This is a genomic window from Yoonia tamlensis, from assembly GCF_900115105.1.
GTDB classification, from domain to species: Bacteria; Pseudomonadota; Alphaproteobacteria; order Rhodobacterales; family Rhodobacteraceae; genus Yoonia; species Yoonia tamlensis.
In genome coordinates this window covers 2211143-2230991 of the sequence record NZ_FOYP01000001.1, presented here as the reverse complement: position 1 = coordinate 2230991, position 19849 = coordinate 2211143, and the positions used below count along the sequence as shown (strand labels likewise).

Below are 19849 nucleotides of genomic sequence, written 5' to 3'. Positions count from 1 at the left end.
TCATTCAATTTCTGGCCATGTGTGCGCAACTTTATTGCGAGGACAGATCATGCATACCCGCCCCTTTCGTTCAGCCCTTTACATTCCTGGCTCAAAACCACGCGCGCTGGATAAAGCGCGGGGCTTGCCTGTGGACGCGATCCTGTTCGATCTCGAAGACGCAGTTTCGCCCGATGCGAAGGCCGAAGCGCGCAGTACCTTGGCCGATGCGCTGGCGCAGGGCGGCTATGGGCCGCGCCTGAAAATCGTGCGGATGAACGGGCTGGATACGGACTGGGGCGCGGATGATGCGGCGGCCATCGCGGCGATGGATTGCGATGCGGTGCTTTTGCCAAAGGTGAACAGCGTGGCTGATCTTGATGCACTGGCCGCGCTGATCCCTGACCTGCCGATCTGGGCGATGATGGAAACGCCGCAGGGTATTCTGAACGCGGCAAGCATCGCCGCGCATCCGCGTATGGCAGGGTTTGTGCTGGGCACGAATGATCTGGCCAAAGACCTGCATGCGCGGGGGCGCGCGGCGATGGTCACATCGCTTCAGCTTTGTGTGCTGGCGGCCAAGGCTGCGGGGATTGTGGTTCTGGACGGTGTTTATAATGCGTTCAAAGATGACGACGGGCTGCGTGCCGAATGTGCGCAAGGTCGCGATATGGGGTTTGATGGAAAAACCCTGATCCATCCGGCGCAAATCGCGATCACCAATGCGGCCTTTGGCCCAAGCGCCGAGGATATCGATCTGGCCCGCCGCCAGATTGCCGCCTTTGATGCCGCCGCCGCCGAAGGGCAGGGCGTTGCCGTTGTGGACGGGCGCATCGTTGAGAACTTGCATATTGTCACCGCACGCGCGACCTTGGCCAAAGCTGACGCCATCGCCGCATTGGAGACAACATGACACTATTGATACTTGGCCTTGCCCTTTGGGTTCTGGCGCATTTCTGGAAACGGCTTGCCCCTGCGCACCGCGCCAAATTCGGTGAAAAGGGCAAGATGTATGTGGCCATTGGCGCAGGTGCCGGGCTGATCTTGATGATCATCGGCTACCGGATGGCCGAAGGGGCGTACTATTGGGGCCGCACGCCAGCGCTGACGGGTATCAACAACCTGTTGATGTTGCTGTCATTCTACCTTTTTGCGGCATCCGGATCAAAGGCGCGGATCACACAGTATATCCGCCACCCGCAACTGACTGCCGTGATGGTCTGGGCGCTTGCGCATATGCTGGTGAATGGGGATGCGGCCTCGATCATTTTGTTTGGCGGGATGCTGGTTTGGGCCAGCTCCGAGATCCAGTTGATCAACCGCGCGCAGCCCGATTGGACGCCGGGCCCGACCGTGCCAATGAAAAAAGAAATCACTGCCTTGATCGCGACCGTGATCGTCTTTGCCGTTGTGGCAGGCGTACATATGGCGCTGGGCTATAACCCGTTTGGATAGGACCATGAAAATCTACCGCCTTCTGACCGAAGATGACACATCGGCGTTTTGCCACAAAGTATCGCTCGCCCTGTCCAAAGGGTGGGAATTGCACGGCAGCCCGACCTATGCGTTCGATCACGCCAACGGGGTGATGCGTTGCGGGCAGGCCGTGACCAAAGATATTGATACACCCTATTCGCCAGATATGAAGTTGGGCCAGCAATGAGCAAGACAAACGCGGGCCGGTTTTTCGAAGATTACACCGTTGGCGATGTGATCACACATGCCGTGCCGCGCACGATCAAGATGGGCGAGCGCGCGTTGTATCACGCGCTTTACCCCGCGCGCCACGCGTTGCATTCGTCGGATCAATTTGCGCAAAGCTGCGGCCTGCCGTTCAGCCCGCTTGATGATCTTGTGACCTTTCACACGGTGTTTGGCAAAACGGTGCCCGATGTTTCGCTGAACGCGGTGGCCAATCTGGGCTATGCCGAAGGCCGCTGGGAAACGCCGCTTTGGCCCGGTGATACAATCACCGCCACGTCCGAGGTGATCGGCGTCAAGCAGAATTCGAACGGCAAAAGCGGTGTGGTCTGGGTGCGCACAACGGGCCGCAACCAGCATGGCGAAGTGCTGATGTCCTATGTGCGTTGGGTGATGGTGCGCAAACGCGGGCAAGGTCCCGCGCCTGAAACAGTGATCCCCGAATTGCGCAGCGCCGTTGCGGCTGCTGATCTGGTGATCCCGCGCGGGCTTGATTTCAGCGCCTATGATTTTGCGCTGGCTGGGGAACCGCACCGCCTGTCTGACTATGCGGTTGGTGAAGTCATCGACCATGTTGACGGTGTGACCATCGAAGAGGCCGAACATATGCTCGCCACGCGTCTGTGGCAGAACACGGCCAAGGTGCATTTTGACGCGACCAACCGGCCTGATGGCAAACGCCTTATCTATGGCGGGCACGTGATTTCAATGGCGCGGGCGCTGTCGTTCAACGGCTTGGCCAATGCGCAGATGATCGTGGCGCTGAATGGTGGTGCCCACGCGAACCCGTGTTTTGCCGGCGATACTGTGCGGGCATGGTCCGAGGTTCTAGATATCGCCGAAACACCGGCACCGGGCGTCGGCGCGATCCGGCTACGGCTGGTCGCGACCAAAGGCGCGGCGGGTGTTTTACGTACAGATGACGGGAAATATCACCCCGATGTGCTGCTTGATCTGGATTATTGGGCGTTGATGCCAGAATGAGCAAAAGCTTGGGCCATTGAGCGTTCAGCGTGTGACAAATCGACAACCCCCATCATCGCCGAGTAACGCCTTGAGCTTTTGAAACTCCTGCGTCGTATGCTGCGCGCTAAAAACAGCGACCAAGACGAGCGGCCGCCTGACGCCGCGAATACGAAGCGAGATTTCGTTCATTTCACTGGTTGTCCGAAAACGGGTGTCCAGTTCAATGGCTTCAACATCGTTGAATGAATATTCTGTTTCACTTGTGCCGAACCAAGGTAATTCCCGCTGTACCGAAACAATGCCGAGGTTCGAGTCAAAAGTGACAACAATGTTTGGAGCGAGAATGCCTTGGCTTATAGAAGCATAGATAAATGCGCCGGGTACGCAGACAGCTAGCAACAGCACGACCAAATAACCCAGAAAATCGTCCAAGCGGGTGAAGTCGCCTTGCAGGATGGGCACAATCAAATCCAAGGCATCGCTTCCGAACAGTCCAAAAACAGAAATGAAAACTATTGCCAGGATGACCATGAACGGGATCACGACCAGCGTAACGAACACCCTGAAACGTAGTGAGGTCTCGTCTCGGTATCTGATAATGCCAGTATCCGCTTCCACTGATTGCTCTGAATTGCTGGTAAATATTTGTTCCATTGACAGGTATCTGCGTGGCATCAATTAAGCCGACCTTGGTCCAGCGCGCAGCATAAGTCAATTTGGGCAAGCGCATCCGCTCTGTAGGTCTGAGAGGAATGCATGCCTGATGTTAATTCCGACCAAATTACTCATCCTTTCTTTTGTGATCACATGGAAAAAATGTGTGATCACAAATTGTGACATTTCTCAAATATGCGTCAATTATTCACGGTTTATGCATCTTACTTTGCGTGACTCTGGGCGAAAACTGGTGCAGAAATGACCAAAAGGCGCGACCGAAATGGCAGCCAAGCCAAAGAAGGGAACATTCATGGCCGACAATAAACAGGACAACCGTCCTCTGTCTCCGTTCATGATCGGGCAGTATTACCGCCCACAGTGGACATCGATGTCGTCGATCTTTACGCGGATCACCGGACTGTCATTGCTGGTCGCTTCCTTGTTGATCGTCTGGTGGTTTGTTGCCGCGGCAACCGGCCCCGAGGCATTCGCAACCGCAAATGGTTTTGTGACCAGCTGGTTTGGCGATCTGGTGCTGTTCTTGTCCACTTGGGCGATGTTTTATCACATGTTGTTTGGCGTGCGGCACCTGATCTGGGATTCAGGCCGGATGCTTGAGGTGGATCAATCCGAAATGTACGCGCAGGCCGCGTTGGTCGGGTCCGTTTTGCTGACGATTTTTGTCGTCATCGTACTTTAGGGGGGGGCGGATCATGCGATTTATCACTGACCGTAAACGCGCTGCTGGTCTTGGCTCTGCGAGAACCGGCACCGAACATCACTGGCATATGACAATCACCTCTGTGGCGCTGTTGCCGCTGGTGATCATGTTCATCTTTTCATTCGGCGCGATCCTCGGGTCCCCTTATGAAGAGGTCCTTGCCTATTACCAGCGCCCGTTCCCTGCGATCATTGCGATCCTGACAATGCTGGTGGGCTTTAACCACTTTGCCAATGGCGCCCGTTCCACCATCGAGGATTATACCGGCGGCCACACCCGCCAGTTCCTGATCATCGGCGTGAACTGCCTGTCTTATTCTGCTGCTGCCTTTGCGATCTTCGCAATTGTGCGCATCGCCCTTTAATTCTGCGGAGCAACAAAACAATGGCTGCATACGAATACGAAACCCATACCTATGACGCGATCGTGGTTGGTGCTGGCGGTGCCGGTCTGCGCGCGACGCTTGGTCTGGCTGAACAGGGTCTGCGCACGGCCTGTATATCCAAAGTGTTTCCTACCCGCTCGCACACTGTTGCGGCGCAGGGCGGCATTGCGGCGTCACTTGGCAACATGGGCCCCGATAGCTGGCAGTGGCATATGTATGACACCGTCAAAGGGTCCGACTGGCTGGGTGACACCGATGCGATGGAATATCTGGCGCGCGAGGCCCCGAAAGCGGTTTACGAGCTGGAACATTACGGCGTGCCGTTTTCGCGCACCGAAGAAGGCAAAATTTACCAGCGCCCGTTTGGCGGCCACACCACCGAATTCGGTGAAGGCCCGCCCGTACAGCGCACCTGTGCTGCTGCTGACCGGACCGGTCACGCGATCTTGCACACGCTTTATGGTCAGTCGCTGAAACAGCAGGCTGAATTCTATATCGAATATTTCGCGCTTGATCTGATCATGTCCGATGATGGCATCTGCCAAGGCGTGATCGCATGGAAGCTTGATGATGGCACAATGCATGTGTTCAACGCGAAAACCGTTGTTCTGGCGACGGGCGGCTATGGCCGCGCCTATTTCTCGGCCACATCTGCGCACACTTGTACCGGTGACGGCGGCGGCATGGTGGCCCGTCAGGGTCTACCATTGCAGGACATGGAATTCGTGCAATTCCACCCGACCGGCATTTACGGCGCGGGCTGCCTGATTACCGAAGGCGCGCGCGGCGAAGGCGGGTATCTTACCAATTCCGAGGGCGAGCGGTTCATGGAGCGTTACGCCCCGAACTACAAAGACCTTGCCCCGCGCGATTATGTCAGCCGCTGTATGACGATGGAAATCCGCGAAGGGCGCGGCGTGGGTGCGGGCGGTGATCACATTCACCTGAACCTTAACCACCTGCCAGCCGAGGCGCTTGCCGAACGCCTGCCAGGCATTTCGGAATCCGCCAAGATTTTTGCAGGTGTCGACGTGACCAAAGAACCAATTCCTGTTCTGCCAACGGTGCACTATAACATGGGCGGTATTCCGACGAACTATTTTGGTGAGGTGCTGAACCCCACCAAGAAAGACCCCAACGCCGTTGTGCCAGGTCTGATGGCCGTTGGCGAAGCGGGCTGTGCATCCGTGCACGGCGCAAACCGCCTTGGGTCGAACTCGCTTATTGACCTTGTGGTCTTTGGCCGTGCCGCCGCGATCCGCGCAGGTGAAGTTGTGGATCGCAATGCGCCGAACCCGACATTGAACCAGTCATCTGTTGACGCGTGTTTTGATCGTTTCGACGGTTTGCGCCATGCCAAAGGCAATGTCGCGACTGCGGAGCTGCGGCTTGAGATGCAAAAAGCGATGCAAGCGGACGCGGCGGTGTTCCGTACCGATAAAACGCTGGCCGAAGGCGTTGAGAAGATGACCGCGATTGCAGGCAAGGTGGATGATCTGAAGGTCACCGACCGCAGCATGGTCTGGAACTCTGACCTGATGGAAACGCTCGAGCTGACCAACCTGATGCCAAACGCGCTTGCTACGATTGTTGGCGCCGAGGCCCGCAAAGAAAGCCGCGGCGCACATGCGCATGAAGATTATTCAACGCGCGACGACAAAAACTGGCGTGTTCACACGATCAGCCATGTTGACGGTAACAAGGTGAAATTGAGCCACCGTCCGGTGATTACTAAAGGTCTGACCACCGAAGCCGAAGGCGGAATTTCCGAAGCCAAGATCGCTCCAAAAGAGCGGACATTCTGATGCGGATCATCGGACTTACCATTGCTGCGCTGGCCCTGTCGGGCTGTATGCAAGATATGGGCGCATCCGGCGATGCGCTTGCCCGTCATGCCGCCAAAGGCGTGGTGAACAACGTGGTCGCGTCCAAATTTCCGGGTGTTGATGCAACGCCGGTGACGGATTGCATTATCGACAATGCATCGGGCGCGGAAATTGTCACGATTGCCGAAGCGGCGGTTGTCGGCACCAGCCAGCAAACAACGGATCTGGTTGTGGCCATTGCAAGCCGCCCAGAAACGCAACGTTGTGCGGCCAGCAGCTATTTGGGGATCGCGCTATGATCCGCGCTTTTGGCATTGTTCTGATCGCCACTTTGGCAGGCTGCGCGGCAACACCGCCCACCCCCGAAGAAGCAGCCGCGCGTTGCGAGGAACGCGCCCGCGCGGCCCAAGCCCCGACAGGTGGGGTCAGCGTCGGCGTGAACAGCAATTCCGGCGTGTCCACAGGGATCAACATCGGCCTGTCCGGCGATTTTCTGCGCGGACGCGACCCGCAAGAAGTCTATGAAAGCTGCGTCATTGAATTGACCGGCGAAACCCCCATCCGCCCTGCGCGGCTGCGGTCATTGTAAGAATTTTCGGGCAATCTGTCCGTATCGGAAGGAACATCACGATGGTGCAACTGACACTCCCCAAGAATTCCCGCATGACGGTGGGCAAGACATGGCCAAAACCCGAAGGCGCGACCAATCTGCGCAAGGTGCAGATTTACCGCTGGAACCCCGATGACGGGAAAAACCCGCAGTTGGACACATATTTCGTTGATATGGATAGCTGCGGCCCGATGGTTCTGGACGTGCTGATCAAGATCAAGAACGAAATCGACCCGACCCTGACCTTCCGCCGGTCCTGCCGTGAAGGTATCTGCGGGTCCTGTGCGATGAACGTTGACGGGATCAACACGCTGGCCTGTATTTACGGACTGGATGAAATCAAGGGCGATGTGAAAATCTATCCGCTGCCACATATGCCGGTGGTCAAGGATCTGATCCCCGATCTGACACATTTCTACGCCCAGCACGCGTCGATCATGCCGTGGCTGGAAACCAAAACAAACCGCCCCGCCAAAGAATGGAAGCAGTCAATCGAAGACCGCAAGAAACTCGACGGGCTTTATGAATGTGTGATGTGCGCGTCTTGTTCCACATCCTGCCCGTCTTATTGGTGGAACAGCGACCGGTACCTTGGACCGGCGGCCCTGTTGCACGCCTACCGCTGGATTATCGACAGCCGCGACGAGGCCACCGGCGAACGTCTAGACGATCTGGAAGATCCGTTCAAACTGTACCGCTGCCACACGATTATGAACTGCGCGAAAACCTGCCCCAAGGGTCTGAACCCCGCCAAGGCAATCGCGCATATCAAAGGCATGATGGTCGACCGGATCGTTTAAACCGCCCAAGGTGACAATATGAAACGGCAGCGCATCGCGCTGCCGTTTTGCGTATCTACCCTACCCTGCACAAATTCTGCTTATGCCACCCCGATCATTTCCACAGCGGCCGCCTAGCGTGGCGGGGCAAATGAAATGAAGGAAGCAATCGAATGAAATCTCCGGGTGCGCGATTTTTGATCGTGGGGGTCTTGGCCCTATTTATGTATATTCCGCTGGCCATGGTCGGCGAAGTCGTCAAATCGCGTGCGGATTACAGCCGCGAAACCGTGCGATCGGTGGGCGCGGAATGGGGTGGGCGGCAGATGGTGAACGGGCCGGTGCTGATCCTGCCTGTGCAAGGCCCCGTAACCCGCAAGGAAACCCGCGATGTGGTTGATCCGCGCACGGGGCAAGTCTCCGCCGAAACATATGAGGTGACCAGCATTGTGGCCAAATCCCCAATCTATATTTTGCCAGACCGCTATGATGTCACCGTGCAATCCACCAGCGAAGTCCGGCGGCGGGGGGTGTTCGAAGTACCTGTTTATAGCGCTGAGCTGCGCATCGACTTTGACTTTGTTCTGGATGATCTGGAAACGGATCTGGCTGCTGGCGAAGAAATTCTTTGGGACCGTGGCGATATTCAATTGGGGCTATCTGCCAATAAGGCGCTGCGCGGCGCTGCATCCTTGCGTGCAGGCGCGCGGGATTTGCGGCTAGAGCCGACAACAGGCGAGGGGCTGCAAGGCATCCGTTCCGCAACGGGTGATCCGCGCGGTGTAGGGGGCTATCAGCTTGTGCTCGGGTTTAATGGCGCCGAGAGCCTGTCGCTTACGCCCGTTGGGCGCAGCACCAATGTCACAATGACAAGCGACTGGCCACACCCGAGCTTTGACGGGGCCTATTTGCCAAATGCGCGCAGCATTACCGAAGACGGGTTTGTTGCCGAATGGGCGATCCCGCATCTGGCGCGCAACCTGCCGCAGGTTTCACGCGAAAACCCGATGCTTTCAGCGCAGCGTGCGGGTTTCGGTGTGCGCTATTACCAGCCCAATGATTTCTATCAAAAGGCGTATCGCGCAGCCAAATATGGCATTTTATTTATTGCACTGACATTTTTGACCGTGATGCTGATTGAAATGGGGCAATCACGCCGTGCGCATCCGGTGCAATATATCCTGATCGGGTTGGCGCAGGCGATATTTTCGCTTCTGATGGTGGCCTATGCCGAACAGATCGGCTTTGCCGCCGCTTACGGGCTTGCGTCGGCTGCGACGATTGGGTTGCTTGTGATCTATGGCATCACGGGGCTGCGGCTTGGGCGGCGCGTCTGGATTTTCGGCACGATGCTGGTTGTGCTTTACGGGCTGCTTTACATGATCTTGCGGTCGGCTGATTACGCGCTATTGGCGGGGGCGACGCTGGCCTTTGCAGCACTTGCAGGCACAATGATCGCCACCCGTAACGAAGACTGGCACGGCAACGGCGGGTCAGGGCGCTGGTTTGCCCGCAAAGCCAAGCCATCGCCCGATAGTCCGCAATAGCCCTTGTGCGGCGCGCTGCATGTTTGTCGCCTTGGGCGCAGTATCGCCCGACAAGAAACTGTAGCGCGCCGTAATGTTTTGATTTTCTTGAATGAACGAAACCTTGTAGCGGCAGATGCCACTTGTCACACCGCCAGTGCTGTGGTCTGAGAAAAAGCGGTTCCATTTTCATTAAGGCATGACGCATGACCGATTTTTTCTTTGGTATGGTAGGCGGATCGCTGATCGAATGGGTCGCGGTGGCCTGCGGTCTTGTGAATGTCGGGTTGATCATCCGGCGCTCTATCTGGAATTATCCTTTCGGCTTCCTGTTGGTGGTGCTCTATTTTTTCATATTCCTTGAATACAAACTTTACAGTGATGCGATTTTGCAGGTCTATTTTTTCGTCATTCAATTCTATGGTTTGTGGAACTGGGTAAATGGGCGTGCTGCTGATGGGCGTGTGCGGGTTGTTCCGCTGGCGCGGGCAGGGTTTGCCGTATATCTGGCTGCGACAGCTGTTGCTTGGTTCGTGATCAGCGCGCTGATGGCTACCTACACAGACGCCGCGGCGCCGCGATGGGATGCCGCTGTTGCGGCTCTTAGTGTGACCGCACAGTTGTTGATGTCGCGCCGCCATTTGGAAAGCTGGATTTTGTGGATTGCCGTTGATCTATTGGCAATCGGGCTTTTCTATACCAGAGACCTGGTGCCAACTGCCGCGCTTTACGTTGTTTTCCTTGGCTTGGCTGTCGCGGGCTACGTCCAGTGGCGCCGCGTCAAAATTGAAAACGCGCACTGATGCTAAGAGGCTTTTTTCTAGGAAAGTTCATGCCCGTGCATAACGGACACCTATTCGTATGCGACGTTGCCGCCCGCTTTGTTGATGAGCTCACTGTTTTTGTGTGTAGCCATGATGCAGAGCCGATTGACGGGTTCCTGCGCGCTGAATGGATGCGCGAATGCCTGAATGGTACAAACTGCAATGTCGTCCACATGCACCGCGACATTCCTCAAACCCCTGATGACCACCCCGATTTCTGGCGTATTTGGACGGACACAATAACCGAGCACCATCCAAAGCCGATCGACTATGTTTTCGGTTCCGAAGAATATATCTATCCGCTGGCGCAAGCGCTGGACGCCAAACCGTTCATCGTCGATCTTGAACGTCAAACCGTGCCCGTATCAGGGACCGTTATCCGCAGCGACGCCGGACAAAACTGGGGTCACATTCCCGCACCTGTCCGTCGCCATCTGCAAAAGCGTCTCACGTTGATCGGGCCTGAAAGCACGGGAAAATCGACGTTGGCGAAAGTGCTGGGTGATCAGTTTGCGACCAAAACTGTTCCCGAGTTCGGTCGCTTTTATGATGCCGCGTTCAAGCAAGGGGCCAACTGGGAAGAACAGGATTTCATGACCATCGCGGATGGTCACGCGGCGCAGGCGTCGGCAATTGCGCCACATGCTGGCCCCGTGGTCATCGAAGATACGGATCTATTGCAAACCGTCGTCTGGTCGGAAGCCCTGCTTGAGGTGGTGCCGGACGTGCTTGTCAGCCGCTTGAAAACAGTGAAACGCCCCGATCTGTATCTGCTGCTTAGCCCGCAAATGGCGTGGGTCGATGATGGTACTAGATACCATGCAAGTCTTGAGGAACGCCGCTGGTTTCATGCGCGGCTAAAGCATTGGCTAGGGGCGGTCGGCGCATCTTGGGTGGAAATTGCAGATACGACTTGGCTGGCGCGCCAGCACCATGCAGCACAGGCGGTGTCTGATCTGTTGGATGGCGATTTTTACAGCCGTTTTGCTGATCACACACCAATAGCAGAATAACCCTTGTGCGGCGCGCTGAATATTTGTTTCTTGTTGGTATGAACAAGCCCCCCAAAGATGCAGAAGCGCGCCGTGCTGTCCCGCCGGTGATATGCTATCCGACCGACACGCTGCCACCCGCTGATCTGGCCCTGTATCAGGCGGCGCGCACGGCGCTTGAACCTGTGACACGCGTGCAGGTGCCGCCGCGCGATGCCGCGTCCATCACCGTTCCCGCCGGTCATTTCTTGCGCATCCATTCGGTGGATGGCCCGCAGGTCGGTGATTTGAACCTGTTTAATGCCAATGACCTGTCAGAACGGTTCTATTCCGGCAAGACCCGCGCGCTGCATGGCACGCATGTCACGACGGGGGATCGCCTTTGGTCGTCTTTTCCGACATTGCGCCCGATGGCGACCGTGACCCATGACACGCTGGATTGGTACGGGATCGACGCATATGGCGGCTCAGTGCATGATGTGATCGGCACGCGCTGTGACCCCTATACGGGGCAATTACTGTCTGGCGCGCAGTATCACCACTGTTGCCATTCCAACCTGACCCGCGCCTTAGCCGCGCATATGGGGCAGGGGGTGGATGCGGCGGAACCGCATGTGCATGACGTGTTGAACGTGTTTATGTGCACCGGATTTACCCGCGACACCGGCCAATATTTCATGAAGGCCAGCCCCGTGCGGCCCGGTGATTACATTGAACTCTTTGCCGAAATTGACCTGCTTGCAGTGCTAAGCGCCTGCCCGGGCGGCGATTGCAGCGCCGAGCATTCAAGCGATGCCGCCGCCTGTTATCCGCTGGACATGGAGGTTTTGCGCCCCGCAAGCGGCACCCTGAACGGGTGGGTGCCGCCCGCCAAGAATGGCTATGATCGCAGTCACGGGGTCTAGGGCGCTTTGCGCCAGACCGAGACATGTGATGTGCTTTGATTGGTGAACGGGCTTTTCGCCCAATCCGCCCAGCGGTGTTCCAGCGTAAGCCCCGCGATCCGAGCCATCAGGTCAAGCTCGGCTGGCCAAGTATAGCGGAACGGGACGCTCAGATAGCTGTGCTGGCCCTGATCCATCCACACATGGGTCGAACTATAGCGCTGCGTCGTGATATCAAAGCTGTCGATGCCAAGATGGGTTTCGTCACAAGCAAAGGCGCGCTGCGTCTCGCCAAAGGGGATTTTCTGAATAGGTGGCACCAGTGTTTCGATCACAAACCGCCCGCCATCCGCCAGATGGGCGGCCGCATTTTCGAAACAGGCGACCTGCGCGTCTTGGTTGGTCAGGTTGTCGATGGTGTTAAAGACCAGACAAACCAGCGAAAATTCACCCGCCACACGTGTCGTGCACATATCGCCGATGGCAATTTCCATTGGCGTGCCGACCTCTTTCTTGCGCAGCTCGTCGACCATGGCGCCCGACAGTTCGATTCCTTTCACTTTGAACCCGCGCGCGGCAAGCGGCAGGGCAATGCGCCCTGTGCCTATCGCAAATTCAAGGATCGGACCGTTGTCGGCAAGCTCTGCTAGCGTGTCCACGGTGCCCGCGATGTCACCTTGCCCGTGCAGTTGGTCGTAGGATCCCGCGACATCGCTGTCAAAATAGTTGTGGGTCATATTCTAGCCAGCAGGCGCAAAAGCGGCTTGCAGTGCGATTTCGACCATGTCCCCAAAGGATTTTTCGCGGTCTTCGGCGGGCAGGGCCTCGTGGGTGATCAAGTGGTCGCTGACCGTCAGCACCGCCAGCGCGCGCCGCCCGTGGCGGGCCGCAAGGTTGTAAAGTTCGGCTGCTTCCATTTCGACACCCAGAATACCGTGCCGGACCATTTGTTCGTTCAGGTCGGGGCGTTCGTCATAAAAAACATCCGATGAATAAATGCCACCGACATGGGTTGGCACGCCCTTGGATTTGGAGGCCGCGTGCGCCGCGGCCAGCAGACCGTAATCGGCACAGGGTGCAAAGTTCAATTCCTTGAAAATGCCGCGCGACGGGGTGGAAAGCGTTGATGCGGTCATCGCCAGAATCACATCGCGGATGCCGACATGTTTTTGCATCCCGCCACATGACCCGATGCGGATTAGGGTTTGTGCGTCAAAATCCTTGATCAGTTCGTTGGCGTAGATCGAAAGCGACGGCATCCCCATGCCTGACCCTTGGATCGTAACGGGGTGGCCGTTCCATGTGCCGGTGAACCCCAACATGCCGCGCACCTGATTAATGCAACGCGTGTCGGTCAGGAATGTTTCGGCCGCCCATTTCGCGCGATACGGGTCACCGGGCATTAATACGGTTGGGGCGATGTCGGCTTTTTCGGCGCCAATATGGATGGTCATTGCGGGTCTCCCATGTGCATTTGCGAACAGCCTATGCCGAATGCAAACAAAGCGGGAGACCCGAAGTGAGGTTTTTGCACCCTAGCGCGGATCGACCAATGTGACGATGTCACCCATGATCTTGTTCAGCTCGAAATCTTTGGGCGTATAGACTTTGGCGACACCCATTTCGCGCAGCGCGCGTGCGTCATCTTCGGGGATAATACCGCCCGCGATAACGGGGATATGCGTCAATTCGGCGGCGGCCAGTTTCGCCATGACATCGCGCACCAGCGGCACATGCGACCCTGAAAGGATCGACAACCCGATGACATGGGCCTGATTTTCGCCTGCGGCCGCGACGATTTCATCAGGCGTGAGCCGGATGCCTTCATAGGTGATGTCCATGCCGCAATCGCGCGCACGGGTGGCGATCTGTTCGGCCCCGTTGGAATGCCCGTCGAGCCCCGGTTTGCCTACTAGAAACTTGAGCCGCCGGCCCAATGCCGCGCTGACCAGATCAACCTGTTCGCGCAGTTCATCAAGCCCTTCGGTCCGGTTGGACTGGTTCTGGCTAACCCCTGTTGGCGCGCGGTATTGCCCGAAAACCGCGCGGATCACATCGGCCCATTCGCCTGTGGTCACGCCAGCCTGCGCGCAGGCAATTGATGGCGGCATAATGTTGCTGCCGTCTTTTGCCGCGCCACGCAATGCGGCAAGTGCGGTTTCAACCGCTGCCGCGTCGCGCGCGGTTTTCCATGCGCTCAAACGGGCCAGTTGATCGGCCTCGGCCTTTGGGTCTGCGACCATGATTGCGTCGTCACCTGCCGTTAGCGGCGAAGGTTCGCCCGCTTGCCATTTGTTGACGCCAACGACCGTGGTGCGCCCGTCCTCGATCCCGGCGATACGGGCGGCGTTGCTTTCGACCAAACGCGATTTCATATAGGCGATCGCGCCCACGGCGCCGCCCATCCCGTCGATCTGGGCAAGCTCTGCGCGCGCGCCTTCTTTGAGGGCGCTGACCTTGCGGTCGATTGCGGGGTTGCCATCAAACAGGTCGTCAAATTCCAAAAGGTCGGTTTCATAGGCCAAGATTTGCTGCATCCGCAGCGACCATTGTTGGTCCCAAGGGCGGGGCAGACCCAACGCCTCGTTCCATGCGGGCAGTTGCACGGCACGGGCGCGGGCGTTTTTGGACAGGGTCACCGCAAGCGTTTCCAGCAGGATGCGGTAGACGTTGTTTTCAGGCTGCTGTTCGGTCAACCCGAGCGAGTTCACCTGCACCCCATAGCGGAACCGCCGGTATTTCGCGTCTTCAACGCCGTAACGGGTGGCGCAGATTTCATCCCATAATTCAACAAAGGCACGCATTTTGCACAGCTCAGTGACGAAACGGATGCCCGCGTTCACAAAGAACGAAATGCGGCCGACCATGGCAGGGAAATGTTCCGCGGGCACCTTGCCTTGCAGGTCATCAAGCACGGCGGTGGCCGTGGCGAGCGCAAAGGCCAGCTCTTCCTCGGGTGTCGCGCCTGCCTCTTGCAGGTGATAGGAACAGACGTTCATCGGGTTCCATTTGGGCAGATGTTCGCGGGTATAGGCGGCCACATCGGTGATCATCCGCAAGGATGGTTCGGGCGGGCAGATATAGGTGCCGCGCGACAGGTATTCCTTGATAATGTCGTTTTGCACGGTGCCTTGCAGCGCGGAAATATCGGCGCCCTGTTCTTCGGCCACGGCGATATACAGCGACAGCAACCAAGGTGCGGTCGCGTTGATTGTCATCGACGTGTTCATCTGGTCCAACGGGATGTCATCAAACAGCGCGCGCATATCGCCCAGATGGCTAACGGGCACGCCAACCTTGCCGACTTCGCCTTTGGCAAGCACATGGTCGCTGTCGTATCCGGTTTGCGTCGGCAGATCAAAGGCGACAGACAGGCCGGTCTGCCCTTTGGCCAGATTGCCCCGATAAAGCGCATTAGAAGCCGCAGCCGTCGAATGGCCTGCATAAGTCCGGAAAAGCCATGGGCGGTCTTTCTGCACGTGCGACATTTTGCGATCCTTGCGAAATAATATTGCGTTATTGGATTAGTAACTGGTACTTTGTGGCGTTGTCAATTCGCTGCATTGCGGCATGACGGGATTTACCTTGCGGCGTTTCCCTGTCAGGTTCGCGCAATGACGCAAACCGTATCAATGCCGCTTTGGGCCTTTGTCCTGATTGTCCTTTTTGCGGGCGTAACGTTTGCGTCGCATTTTTTGTTTCCGTCGGTCCGCTGGTTTTTCCGCAAGCGCGCCGAACGCGTCATTGCGCGCGTCAACAAGCGGTTGCAGCGCCCGATCGAGCCGTTCAAGCTCGCGCGGCGCTATGATATGATCCAGCGGCTGATCTATGATCCCGAAGTCACGCGCGCGATTGTGGATTATGCCCGCAAGGAAAATGTACCTGAAAACGTGGCCTTTGAAAAAGCCAAAGGCTATGCGCGCGAAATTGTCCCATCGTTTTCGGCAACGGCTTATTTCAGCATCGGGATCAGGCTGGCGCGCTGGCTGTCAAAGTCGCTTTACCGGATCAGGTTGGGCACGTTTGACCGTAAACAACTGGCCGAGATCGACCCTGATGCGGCCGTGGTTTTTGTGATCAACCATCGCAGCAACATGGATTACGTGCTGGTCACTTATCTCGCCGCAAATGCGGGCGCGCTGTCGTATGCGGTTGGCGAATGGGCGCGGGTTTGGCCGCTGTCGCCGATTATTCGGGCGATGGGGGCCTATTTTATCAGGCGCAAATCGCGCGGTGCGCTTTATCGCCAAGTGCTTGCGCGCTATGTGCAGATGGCAACGCGCGGCGGTGTCAGTCAGGCCGTTTTTCCCGAAGGCGGGCTGAGCCTTGATGGCCGTATGGCCGAACCGCGTGTCGGGTTGCTGAACTATATCATTGATGATTTTGACCCCGCCGCGCGCGAAGTGATTTTTGTGCCGGTTGCGCTGAACTATGACCGCGTGCTGGAAGATACGTTTCTGATTGCCGCGGATCAGGCCGGCACGCGCCGGTTCCGCCCGCCAATGATGCATTTGGTGCGCCGTGTCGGGCTGCATATCTGGCTACGGTTGACGCGCAGGTTTCGCAGTTTCGGGACGGCCTCGGTCAGTTTTGGCGATCCGCTGAAGCTTTCGGAATTTCAGGCGCAGGCCGACACCGATGATATTACGACCGCTGTTGCCAGTGCGCTGAAACAGCGCATTATGCGGGCAATCCCTGTTTTGGGGGTACCACTGGTTGCGCACGCTTTGATCCACGACCAAGCCACTTCCAAGCAGGCCCTTGCGGCCGCAATTACTGCCAAACTGGTGCTGCTTAAGCCCAAAAAGATGCCGCTGCCGCGCCGTCCTGTCGACCAGATTGTCACGGATGCTTTGGACAGGCTTGCGGGGCGTGGCGCTATCACAATCACCGGTCAAACGATCACAATTGCCACGGATGGCCGCGCGATTCTGGCCTATTATGCCAATTCTATTACACATCATTTTGAGGATGACCCTGCGGCATCCTAGGGATTGCTTCGAATCATATCCGCCGTTTATCCTTGTTTTGCGACCGTTTAGGGTCGCGGTTAATGAGGAAAGTACCGCTATGGCATTTCATTTTAAATCTTTGGCCCTGGCGGCCGCTGTTGCATTGGGCGCATCTGGTTGCGTCGAGACAACAACAGTTTCAAGCGGGCTGAACCGCAACGTGCTGATTGTGAATAACACCGGCTATACGATCTGGCGGTTTTACGGGTCGCGCACCAGCACCAACTCTTGGGAAGAAGATATTCTTGGCAGTCGGGTACTGTCGAGCGGCAGCTCCATCAACATTGATTTCAATGATGGCACGGGCGCCTGCATGTTCGATATGAAGGCCGAATTCCGTGACGGTAGTAGCCTTGTGCGTAACAACGTCAATGTCTGTCAGGTCTCTTCTGTGACTTTCCATTAGGTTACGCTGCGACGCGGCGGACATAAAATTACAAAATGCGCATCTGGGAGGTTGTAAAGTTGCGCAGCAGACACTATCCATCACATAGGGCGCCGATTCTGCGGCGCAGCAAAACGTGACCTTATGTGATGGAGACCAACATGGCCCTAGATCTGAATGCCCCCGCAGCTGCACCCCAAAAGGCGCTTTACGAGGTCGGTGAAATCCCGCCGCTGGGGCATGTGCCTGACCAGATGTATGCGTGGACCATTCGCCGCGAACGCCACGGCGAACCTGCGCAGGCGTTTCAGGTAGAAACCGTTGAAACCCCCAAACCCGATAGCCACGAGGTTCTTGTTCTGGTGATGGCGGCGGGCGTGAATTATAACGGTATTTGGGCCGGCTTGGGCATTCCGATCAGCCCGTTTGATGTTCATGGTGCGGATTTCCATATCGCGGGTTCGGATGCGTCAGGCATCGTTTGGGCCGTTGGCGACAAGGTCAAGCGTTGGAAGGTCGGCGACGAGGTTGTTATTCACTGCAATCAGGACGACGGCGATGATGAACATTGCAACGGTGGTGATCCGATGTATTCGGAAAGCCAGCGGATCTGGGGCTATGAAACCCCCGACGGGTCGTTCGCGCAGTTCACATGCGTGCAATCACAACAATTGATGGCACGTCCAAAGCACCAAACATGGGAGGAAAGCGCCTGCTATACGCTGACGCTTGCCACTGCCTACCGGATGCTTTTCGGCCACCACCCACATGAATTGAAGCCGGGCCAGAACGTGCTGGTTTGGGGGGCGTCTGGTGGGCTCGGGTCTTATGCGATCCAGCTGATCAACACGGCGGGAGCAAATGCGATTGGTGTCATCAGCGACGAAACCAAGCGTGATTTTGTCATGTCATTGGGCGCAAAAGGCGTAATCAACCGCAATGATTTCAATTGCTGGGGCCAAATGCCAACGGTGAACACGCCTGAATATAAGGAATGGTTCAACGAAACCCGCAAATTCGGCAAGGCCATCTGGGAGATCACAGGCAAAGGCAATAACGTCGATATGGTGTTTGAACACCCCGGTGAAGCCACATTCCCCGTGTCGACATTCGTGTGCAAGCGCGGCGGTATGGTAGTGATCTGTGCGGGGACGACAGGGTATAATCTGACGTTCGATGTGCGCTATATGTGGATGCACCAAAAGCGCCTGCAAGGCAGCCATTTTGCGAACCTCAAGCAAGCCAGCGCCGCCAACAAGCTGATGATCGAGCGCCGCCTAGATCCCTGCATGTCCGAGGTGTTCACATGGGACGAACTGCCCGAGGCCCACGCCAAGATGCGCCGCAACGAACATAAGCCCGGCAATATGTCGGTCTTGATCCAGGCACCAAAAGCGGGGCTGCGGTCGCTGGATGATGTTCTCGCCGCAACAGAATAGGCCGTCAGAAAACGCGTTATTGCCAATGGCGTCACAGAATCTGTGGCGCCATTGTTGTTTCTTAAGGGTAATTTTACACGTCTACTCCCCATATTTGGGGAGTTTGCGCCTGTGGATAAATCCTTAATAGTCGTGGTGTTACGCTTTCCGTTGGCCGTTGGGTTGTAATTGGTAAAAGGACCGATACATGGAACACGAGTGGATTATCGATGTCATTGCTGACCTGCAGCGTTATGCACACAAGCACGAGCTTTCGCAGCTTGAGACACAACTCGAACGAACCTCCGCGCTTGCAAGGGTTGAAATCAATCGTATGATCGAGAGTTCATTCTTGCCAAACCAAGGAGATAATCCTGGAACTCAACAGTTTCTTACAATCTCTGGAGCGGGCGGACGCGCTTGAGCAAATTCAGGATTTGACGGTGCAGCTGCGCGATATGTTCGCCGTTGATCATGCCGTCTATCACTGGCTGAGCGCGGATGGTGAACAATACGGGTTTGGCACATATGACCCTGTTTGGGTGCAGCGCTATGTTGAAAAGGATTATATGCGGATTGATCCGGTGATTATCGGCTGCTTCCAGCGGTTTCATCCGGTTGACTGGCGGCAGCTTGACTGGTCCTCGCGCGCCGCAAAGGCATTCCGCAAAGACGCGATTGCGCATGGGGTTGGCAATCAGGGTCTTTCCTTTCCGATCCGTGGCCCGAATGGCCAGCTTGCGCTGCTGACCGCATCGCATTGCACGGACGACCGCAGTTGGGACCGCTTTGTGCATGCCAATCAGCGCGAATGGATATTGATTGCGCATTTCCTGAACCTCAAGGCGCTGCTATTGGCCGCACAGCGCAGACCCGCCCCCACCCGCCAGCTATCCCCGCGCGAGGTTGAGGCGTTGACCTTTCTGGGCATGGGCCACGGCCGTGCCAAGGTCGCTGAGTTGTTAGAAATTTCCGAACATACTTTGCGCGCCTATATCGAAAGCGCACGCTTCAAGCTTGGGGCACTGAACACAACCCACGCTGTCGCACGTGCAGTCAGCGAAGGGTTGATCGTTGTCGGTGGCGCCGCCCGCAACGCAAGCGGCGGATGGCCGGGGCGCGAAACTGACTAACGCTGCAATGCAGCAATTCCTTAAAGATTCGTTAACGCCGCGCGCGCGCGA

General features: G+C 56.8%; 23 protein-coding genes. 19 read left to right on the top strand and 4 right to left on the bottom strand.

Annotated elements, in window-relative coordinates; genetic code table 11:
- The first annotated feature begins 49 nt into the window (after positions 1-49).
- Genes BM320_RS11420 through BM320_RS11405 form a run of 4 tightly spaced genes read left to right on the top strand, consistent with a single transcriptional unit; the run spans position 50 to position 2664 of the window.
- A complete protein-coding gene (locus BM320_RS11420) occupies positions 50-892 on the top strand; it encodes an HpcH/HpaI aldolase/citrate lyase family protein (RefSeq protein WP_090200023.1) in 843 nt (280 codons plus the stop codon).
- Positions 889-1434, top strand: a complete 546-nt coding sequence (locus tag BM320_RS11415; RefSeq protein WP_090200021.1) for an NnrU family protein — start codon at positions 889-891, stop codon at positions 1432-1434. Before BM320_RS11420 ends, BM320_RS11415 begins: the two co-directional genes overlap by 4 nt.
- 4 nt (positions 1435-1438) lie before the next feature.
- Positions 1439-1642 carry a DUF1737 domain-containing protein gene (locus tag BM320_RS11410; protein WP_090200019.1) on the top strand — a complete coding sequence of 68 codons (204 nt, stop codon included), beginning with the start codon at positions 1439-1441 and terminating at the stop codon, positions 1640-1642.
- A complete protein-coding gene (locus BM320_RS11405) occupies positions 1639-2664 on the top strand; it encodes a MaoC family dehydratase (RefSeq protein WP_090200017.1) in 1026 nt (341 codons plus the stop codon). Before BM320_RS11410 ends, BM320_RS11405 begins: the two co-directional genes overlap by 4 nt.
- Before the next feature lie 24 nt (positions 2665-2688).
- Here the strand turns inward: BM320_RS11405 and BM320_RS11400 are convergent, their stop codons facing one another.
- Entirely contained in the window at positions 2689-3300 is a 612-nt protein-coding gene (locus BM320_RS11400; protein WP_090200015.1) for a hypothetical protein, read from the bottom strand.
- Between the two features lie 313 nt (positions 3301-3613).
- Here BM320_RS11400 and sdhC point away from each other — a divergent pair, with 313 nt between their 5' ends.
- The 10 genes from sdhC to BM320_RS11350 all read left to right on the top strand — a co-directional run bounded on the left by sdhC (position 3614) and on the right by BM320_RS11350 (position 11871).
- Complete coding sequence (gene sdhC / locus BM320_RS11395; RefSeq protein WP_090200612.1) at positions 3614-4003, top strand: succinate dehydrogenase, cytochrome b556 subunit; 390 nt, start codon at positions 3614-3616, stop codon at positions 4001-4003.
- Between the two features lie 13 nt (positions 4004-4016).
- On the top strand, positions 4017-4388 hold the full coding sequence (sdhD, locus tag BM320_RS11390; RefSeq protein WP_090200014.1) for a succinate dehydrogenase, hydrophobic membrane anchor protein: 372 nt from the start codon (positions 4017-4019) through the stop codon (positions 4386-4388).
- A 20-nt stretch (positions 4389-4408) separates the two neighbouring features.
- Positions 4409-6214 carry a succinate dehydrogenase flavoprotein subunit gene (gene sdhA / locus BM320_RS11385; RefSeq protein WP_090200012.1) on the top strand — a complete coding sequence of 602 codons (1806 nt, stop codon included), beginning with the start codon at positions 4409-4411 and terminating at the stop codon, positions 6212-6214.
- Positions 6214-6534: a hypothetical protein gene (locus tag BM320_RS11380; RefSeq protein WP_090200010.1), complete on the top strand. Its 321-nt coding sequence runs from the start codon at positions 6214-6216 to the stop codon at positions 6532-6534. The genes sdhA and BM320_RS11380 overlap by 1 nt, the downstream gene beginning before the upstream one ends.
- A complete protein-coding gene (locus tag BM320_RS11375; protein WP_090200008.1) occupies positions 6531-6824 on the top strand; it encodes a hypothetical protein in 294 nt (97 codons plus the stop codon). Before BM320_RS11380 ends, BM320_RS11375 begins: the two co-directional genes overlap by 4 nt.
- Positions 6825-6865: 41 nt before the next feature.
- On the top strand, positions 6866-7645 hold the full coding sequence (locus BM320_RS11370; RefSeq protein ID WP_090200006.1) for a succinate dehydrogenase iron-sulfur subunit: 780 nt from the start codon (positions 6866-6868) through the stop codon (positions 7643-7645).
- A 152-nt stretch (positions 7646-7797) separates the two neighbouring features.
- Positions 7798-9171, top strand: coding sequence for a cell envelope integrity protein CreD (gene creD, locus BM320_RS11365; RefSeq protein ID WP_090200004.1), 1374 nt, complete (start codon positions 7798-7800; stop codon positions 9169-9171).
- Positions 9172-9356: 185 nt separating this feature from the next.
- Positions 9357-9953 (top strand): nicotinamide riboside transporter PnuC, encoded by a 597-nt coding sequence (gene pnuC / locus BM320_RS11360; RefSeq protein ID WP_207496876.1) that lies wholly within the window; start codon positions 9357-9359, stop codon positions 9951-9953.
- A complete protein-coding gene (locus BM320_RS16630; RefSeq protein WP_090200002.1) occupies positions 9953-10987 on the top strand; it encodes an AAA family ATPase in 1035 nt (344 codons plus the stop codon). The genes pnuC and BM320_RS16630 overlap by 1 nt, the downstream gene beginning before the upstream one ends.
- Positions 10988-11025: 38 nt before the next feature.
- On the top strand, positions 11026-11871 hold the full coding sequence (locus BM320_RS11350) for an urea carboxylase-associated family protein (RefSeq protein ID WP_090200608.1): 846 nt from the start codon (positions 11026-11028) through the stop codon (positions 11869-11871).
- On the opposite strand, the gene BM320_RS11345 is transcribed toward BM320_RS11350, so the two are convergent.
- The 3 genes from BM320_RS11345 to BM320_RS11335 form a co-directional block, all read right to left on the bottom strand.
- Complete coding sequence (locus tag BM320_RS11345; protein ID WP_090200000.1) at positions 11868-12587, bottom strand: class I SAM-dependent DNA methyltransferase; 720 nt, start codon at positions 12585-12587, stop codon at positions 11868-11870. The two genes, BM320_RS11350 and BM320_RS11345, sit on opposite strands and share 4 nt — an antisense overlap.
- Positions 12588-12590: 3 nt before the next feature.
- Positions 12591-13304, bottom strand: a complete 714-nt coding sequence (gene deoD / locus BM320_RS11340) for a purine-nucleoside phosphorylase (RefSeq protein ID WP_090199998.1) — start codon at positions 13302-13304, stop codon at positions 12591-12593.
- 81 nt (positions 13305-13385) lie between these two features.
- The gene (locus BM320_RS11335) at positions 13386-15338 is read right to left on the bottom strand and encodes an ethylmalonyl-CoA mutase (RefSeq protein ID WP_090199996.1); all 1953 of its coding nucleotides are present in this window, start codon (positions 15336-15338) and stop codon (positions 13386-13388) included.
- Between the two features lie 126 nt (positions 15339-15464).
- Here BM320_RS11335 and BM320_RS11330 point away from each other — a divergent pair, with 126 nt between their 5' ends.
- The 5 genes from BM320_RS11330 (at position 15465) to BM320_RS11310 (ending at position 19798) form a co-directional block, all read left to right on the top strand.
- Positions 15465-16841 carry a 1-acyl-sn-glycerol-3-phosphate acyltransferase gene (locus BM320_RS11330; protein ID WP_090200606.1) on the top strand — a complete coding sequence of 459 codons (1377 nt, stop codon included), beginning with the start codon at positions 15465-15467 and terminating at the stop codon, positions 16839-16841.
- A gap of 79 nt (positions 16842-16920) precedes the next feature.
- Complete coding sequence (locus BM320_RS11325; RefSeq protein WP_090199994.1) at positions 16921-17268, top strand: hypothetical protein; 348 nt, start codon at positions 16921-16923, stop codon at positions 17266-17268.
- Between the two features lie 140 nt (positions 17269-17408).
- Positions 17409-18686, top strand: coding sequence for a crotonyl-CoA carboxylase/reductase (gene ccrA / locus BM320_RS11320; protein WP_090200603.1), 1278 nt, complete (start codon positions 17409-17411; stop codon positions 18684-18686).
- A gap of 187 nt (positions 18687-18873) precedes the next feature.
- Entirely contained in the window at positions 18874-19089 is a 216-nt protein-coding gene (locus BM320_RS11315; RefSeq protein WP_090199992.1) for a hypothetical protein, read from the top strand.
- A complete protein-coding gene (locus BM320_RS11310; protein ID WP_090199991.1) occupies positions 19034-19798 on the top strand; it encodes a helix-turn-helix transcriptional regulator in 765 nt (254 codons plus the stop codon). Before BM320_RS11315 ends, BM320_RS11310 begins: the two co-directional genes overlap by 56 nt.
- Positions 19799-19849: the final 51 nt, after the last annotated feature.

Excerpts from the sequence above, each read along its gene's own strand:
- BM320_RS11325 (WP_090199994.1), top strand. The coding sequence starts at position 16,921 with ATGGCATTTCATTTTAAATCTTTGGCCCTGGCGGCCGCTGTTGCATTG.
- BM320_RS11380 (WP_090200010.1), top strand. The coding sequence starts at position 6,214 with ATGCGGATCATCGGACTTACCATTGCTGCGCTGGCCCTGTCGGGCTGT.
- creD (WP_090200004.1), top strand. The coding sequence starts at position 7,798 with ATGAAATCTCCGGGTGCGCGATTTTTGATCGTGGGGGTCTTGGCCCTA.
- BM320_RS11420 (WP_090200023.1), top strand. The coding sequence starts at position 50 with ATGCATACCCGCCCCTTTCGTTCAGCCCTTTACATTCCTGGCTCAAAA.
- BM320_RS11405 (WP_090200017.1), top strand. The coding sequence starts at position 1,639 with ATGAGCAAGACAAACGCGGGCCGGTTTTTCGAAGATTACACCGTTGGC.
- sdhD (WP_090200014.1), top strand. The coding sequence starts at position 4,017 with ATGCGATTTATCACTGACCGTAAACGCGCTGCTGGTCTTGGCTCTGCG.
- sdhC (WP_090200612.1), top strand. The coding sequence starts at position 3,614 with ATGGCCGACAATAAACAGGACAACCGTCCTCTGTCTCCGTTCATGATC.
- sdhA (WP_090200012.1), top strand. The coding sequence starts at position 4,409 with ATGGCTGCATACGAATACGAAACCCATACCTATGACGCGATCGTGGTT.
- BM320_RS11350 (WP_090200608.1), top strand. The coding sequence starts at position 11,026 with ATGAACAAGCCCCCCAAAGATGCAGAAGCGCGCCGTGCTGTCCCGCCG.
- BM320_RS11335 (WP_090199996.1), bottom strand. The coding sequence starts at position 15,338 with ATGTCGCACGTGCAGAAAGACCGCCCATGGCTTTTCCGGACTTATGCA.
- BM320_RS11370 (WP_090200006.1), top strand. The coding sequence starts at position 6,866 with ATGGTGCAACTGACACTCCCCAAGAATTCCCGCATGACGGTGGGCAAG.
- pnuC (WP_207496876.1), top strand. The coding sequence starts at position 9,357 with ATGACCGATTTTTTCTTTGGTATGGTAGGCGGATCGCTGATCGAATGG.
- BM320_RS11315 (WP_090199992.1), top strand. The coding sequence starts at position 18,874 with ATGGAACACGAGTGGATTATCGATGTCATTGCTGACCTGCAGCGTTAT.
- deoD (WP_090199998.1), bottom strand. The coding sequence starts at position 13,304 with ATGACCATCCATATTGGCGCCGAAAAAGCCGACATCGCCCCAACCGTA.
- BM320_RS11400 (WP_090200015.1), bottom strand. The coding sequence starts at position 3,300 with ATGGAACAAATATTTACCAGCAATTCAGAGCAATCAGTGGAAGCGGAT.
- BM320_RS11375 (WP_090200008.1), top strand. The coding sequence starts at position 6,531 with ATGATCCGCGCTTTTGGCATTGTTCTGATCGCCACTTTGGCAGGCTGC.
- ccrA (WP_090200603.1), top strand. The coding sequence starts at position 17,409 with ATGGCCCTAGATCTGAATGCCCCCGCAGCTGCACCCCAAAAGGCGCTT.
- BM320_RS11415 (WP_090200021.1), top strand. The coding sequence starts at position 889 with ATGACACTATTGATACTTGGCCTTGCCCTTTGGGTTCTGGCGCATTTC.
- BM320_RS16630 (WP_090200002.1), top strand. The coding sequence starts at position 9,953 with ATGCTAAGAGGCTTTTTTCTAGGAAAGTTCATGCCCGTGCATAACGGA.
- BM320_RS11345 (WP_090200000.1), bottom strand. The coding sequence starts at position 12,587 with ATGACCCACAACTATTTTGACAGCGATGTCGCGGGATCCTACGACCAA.
- BM320_RS11330 (WP_090200606.1), top strand. The coding sequence starts at position 15,465 with ATGACGCAAACCGTATCAATGCCGCTTTGGGCCTTTGTCCTGATTGTC.
- BM320_RS11410 (WP_090200019.1), top strand. The coding sequence starts at position 1,439 with ATGAAAATCTACCGCCTTCTGACCGAAGATGACACATCGGCGTTTTGC.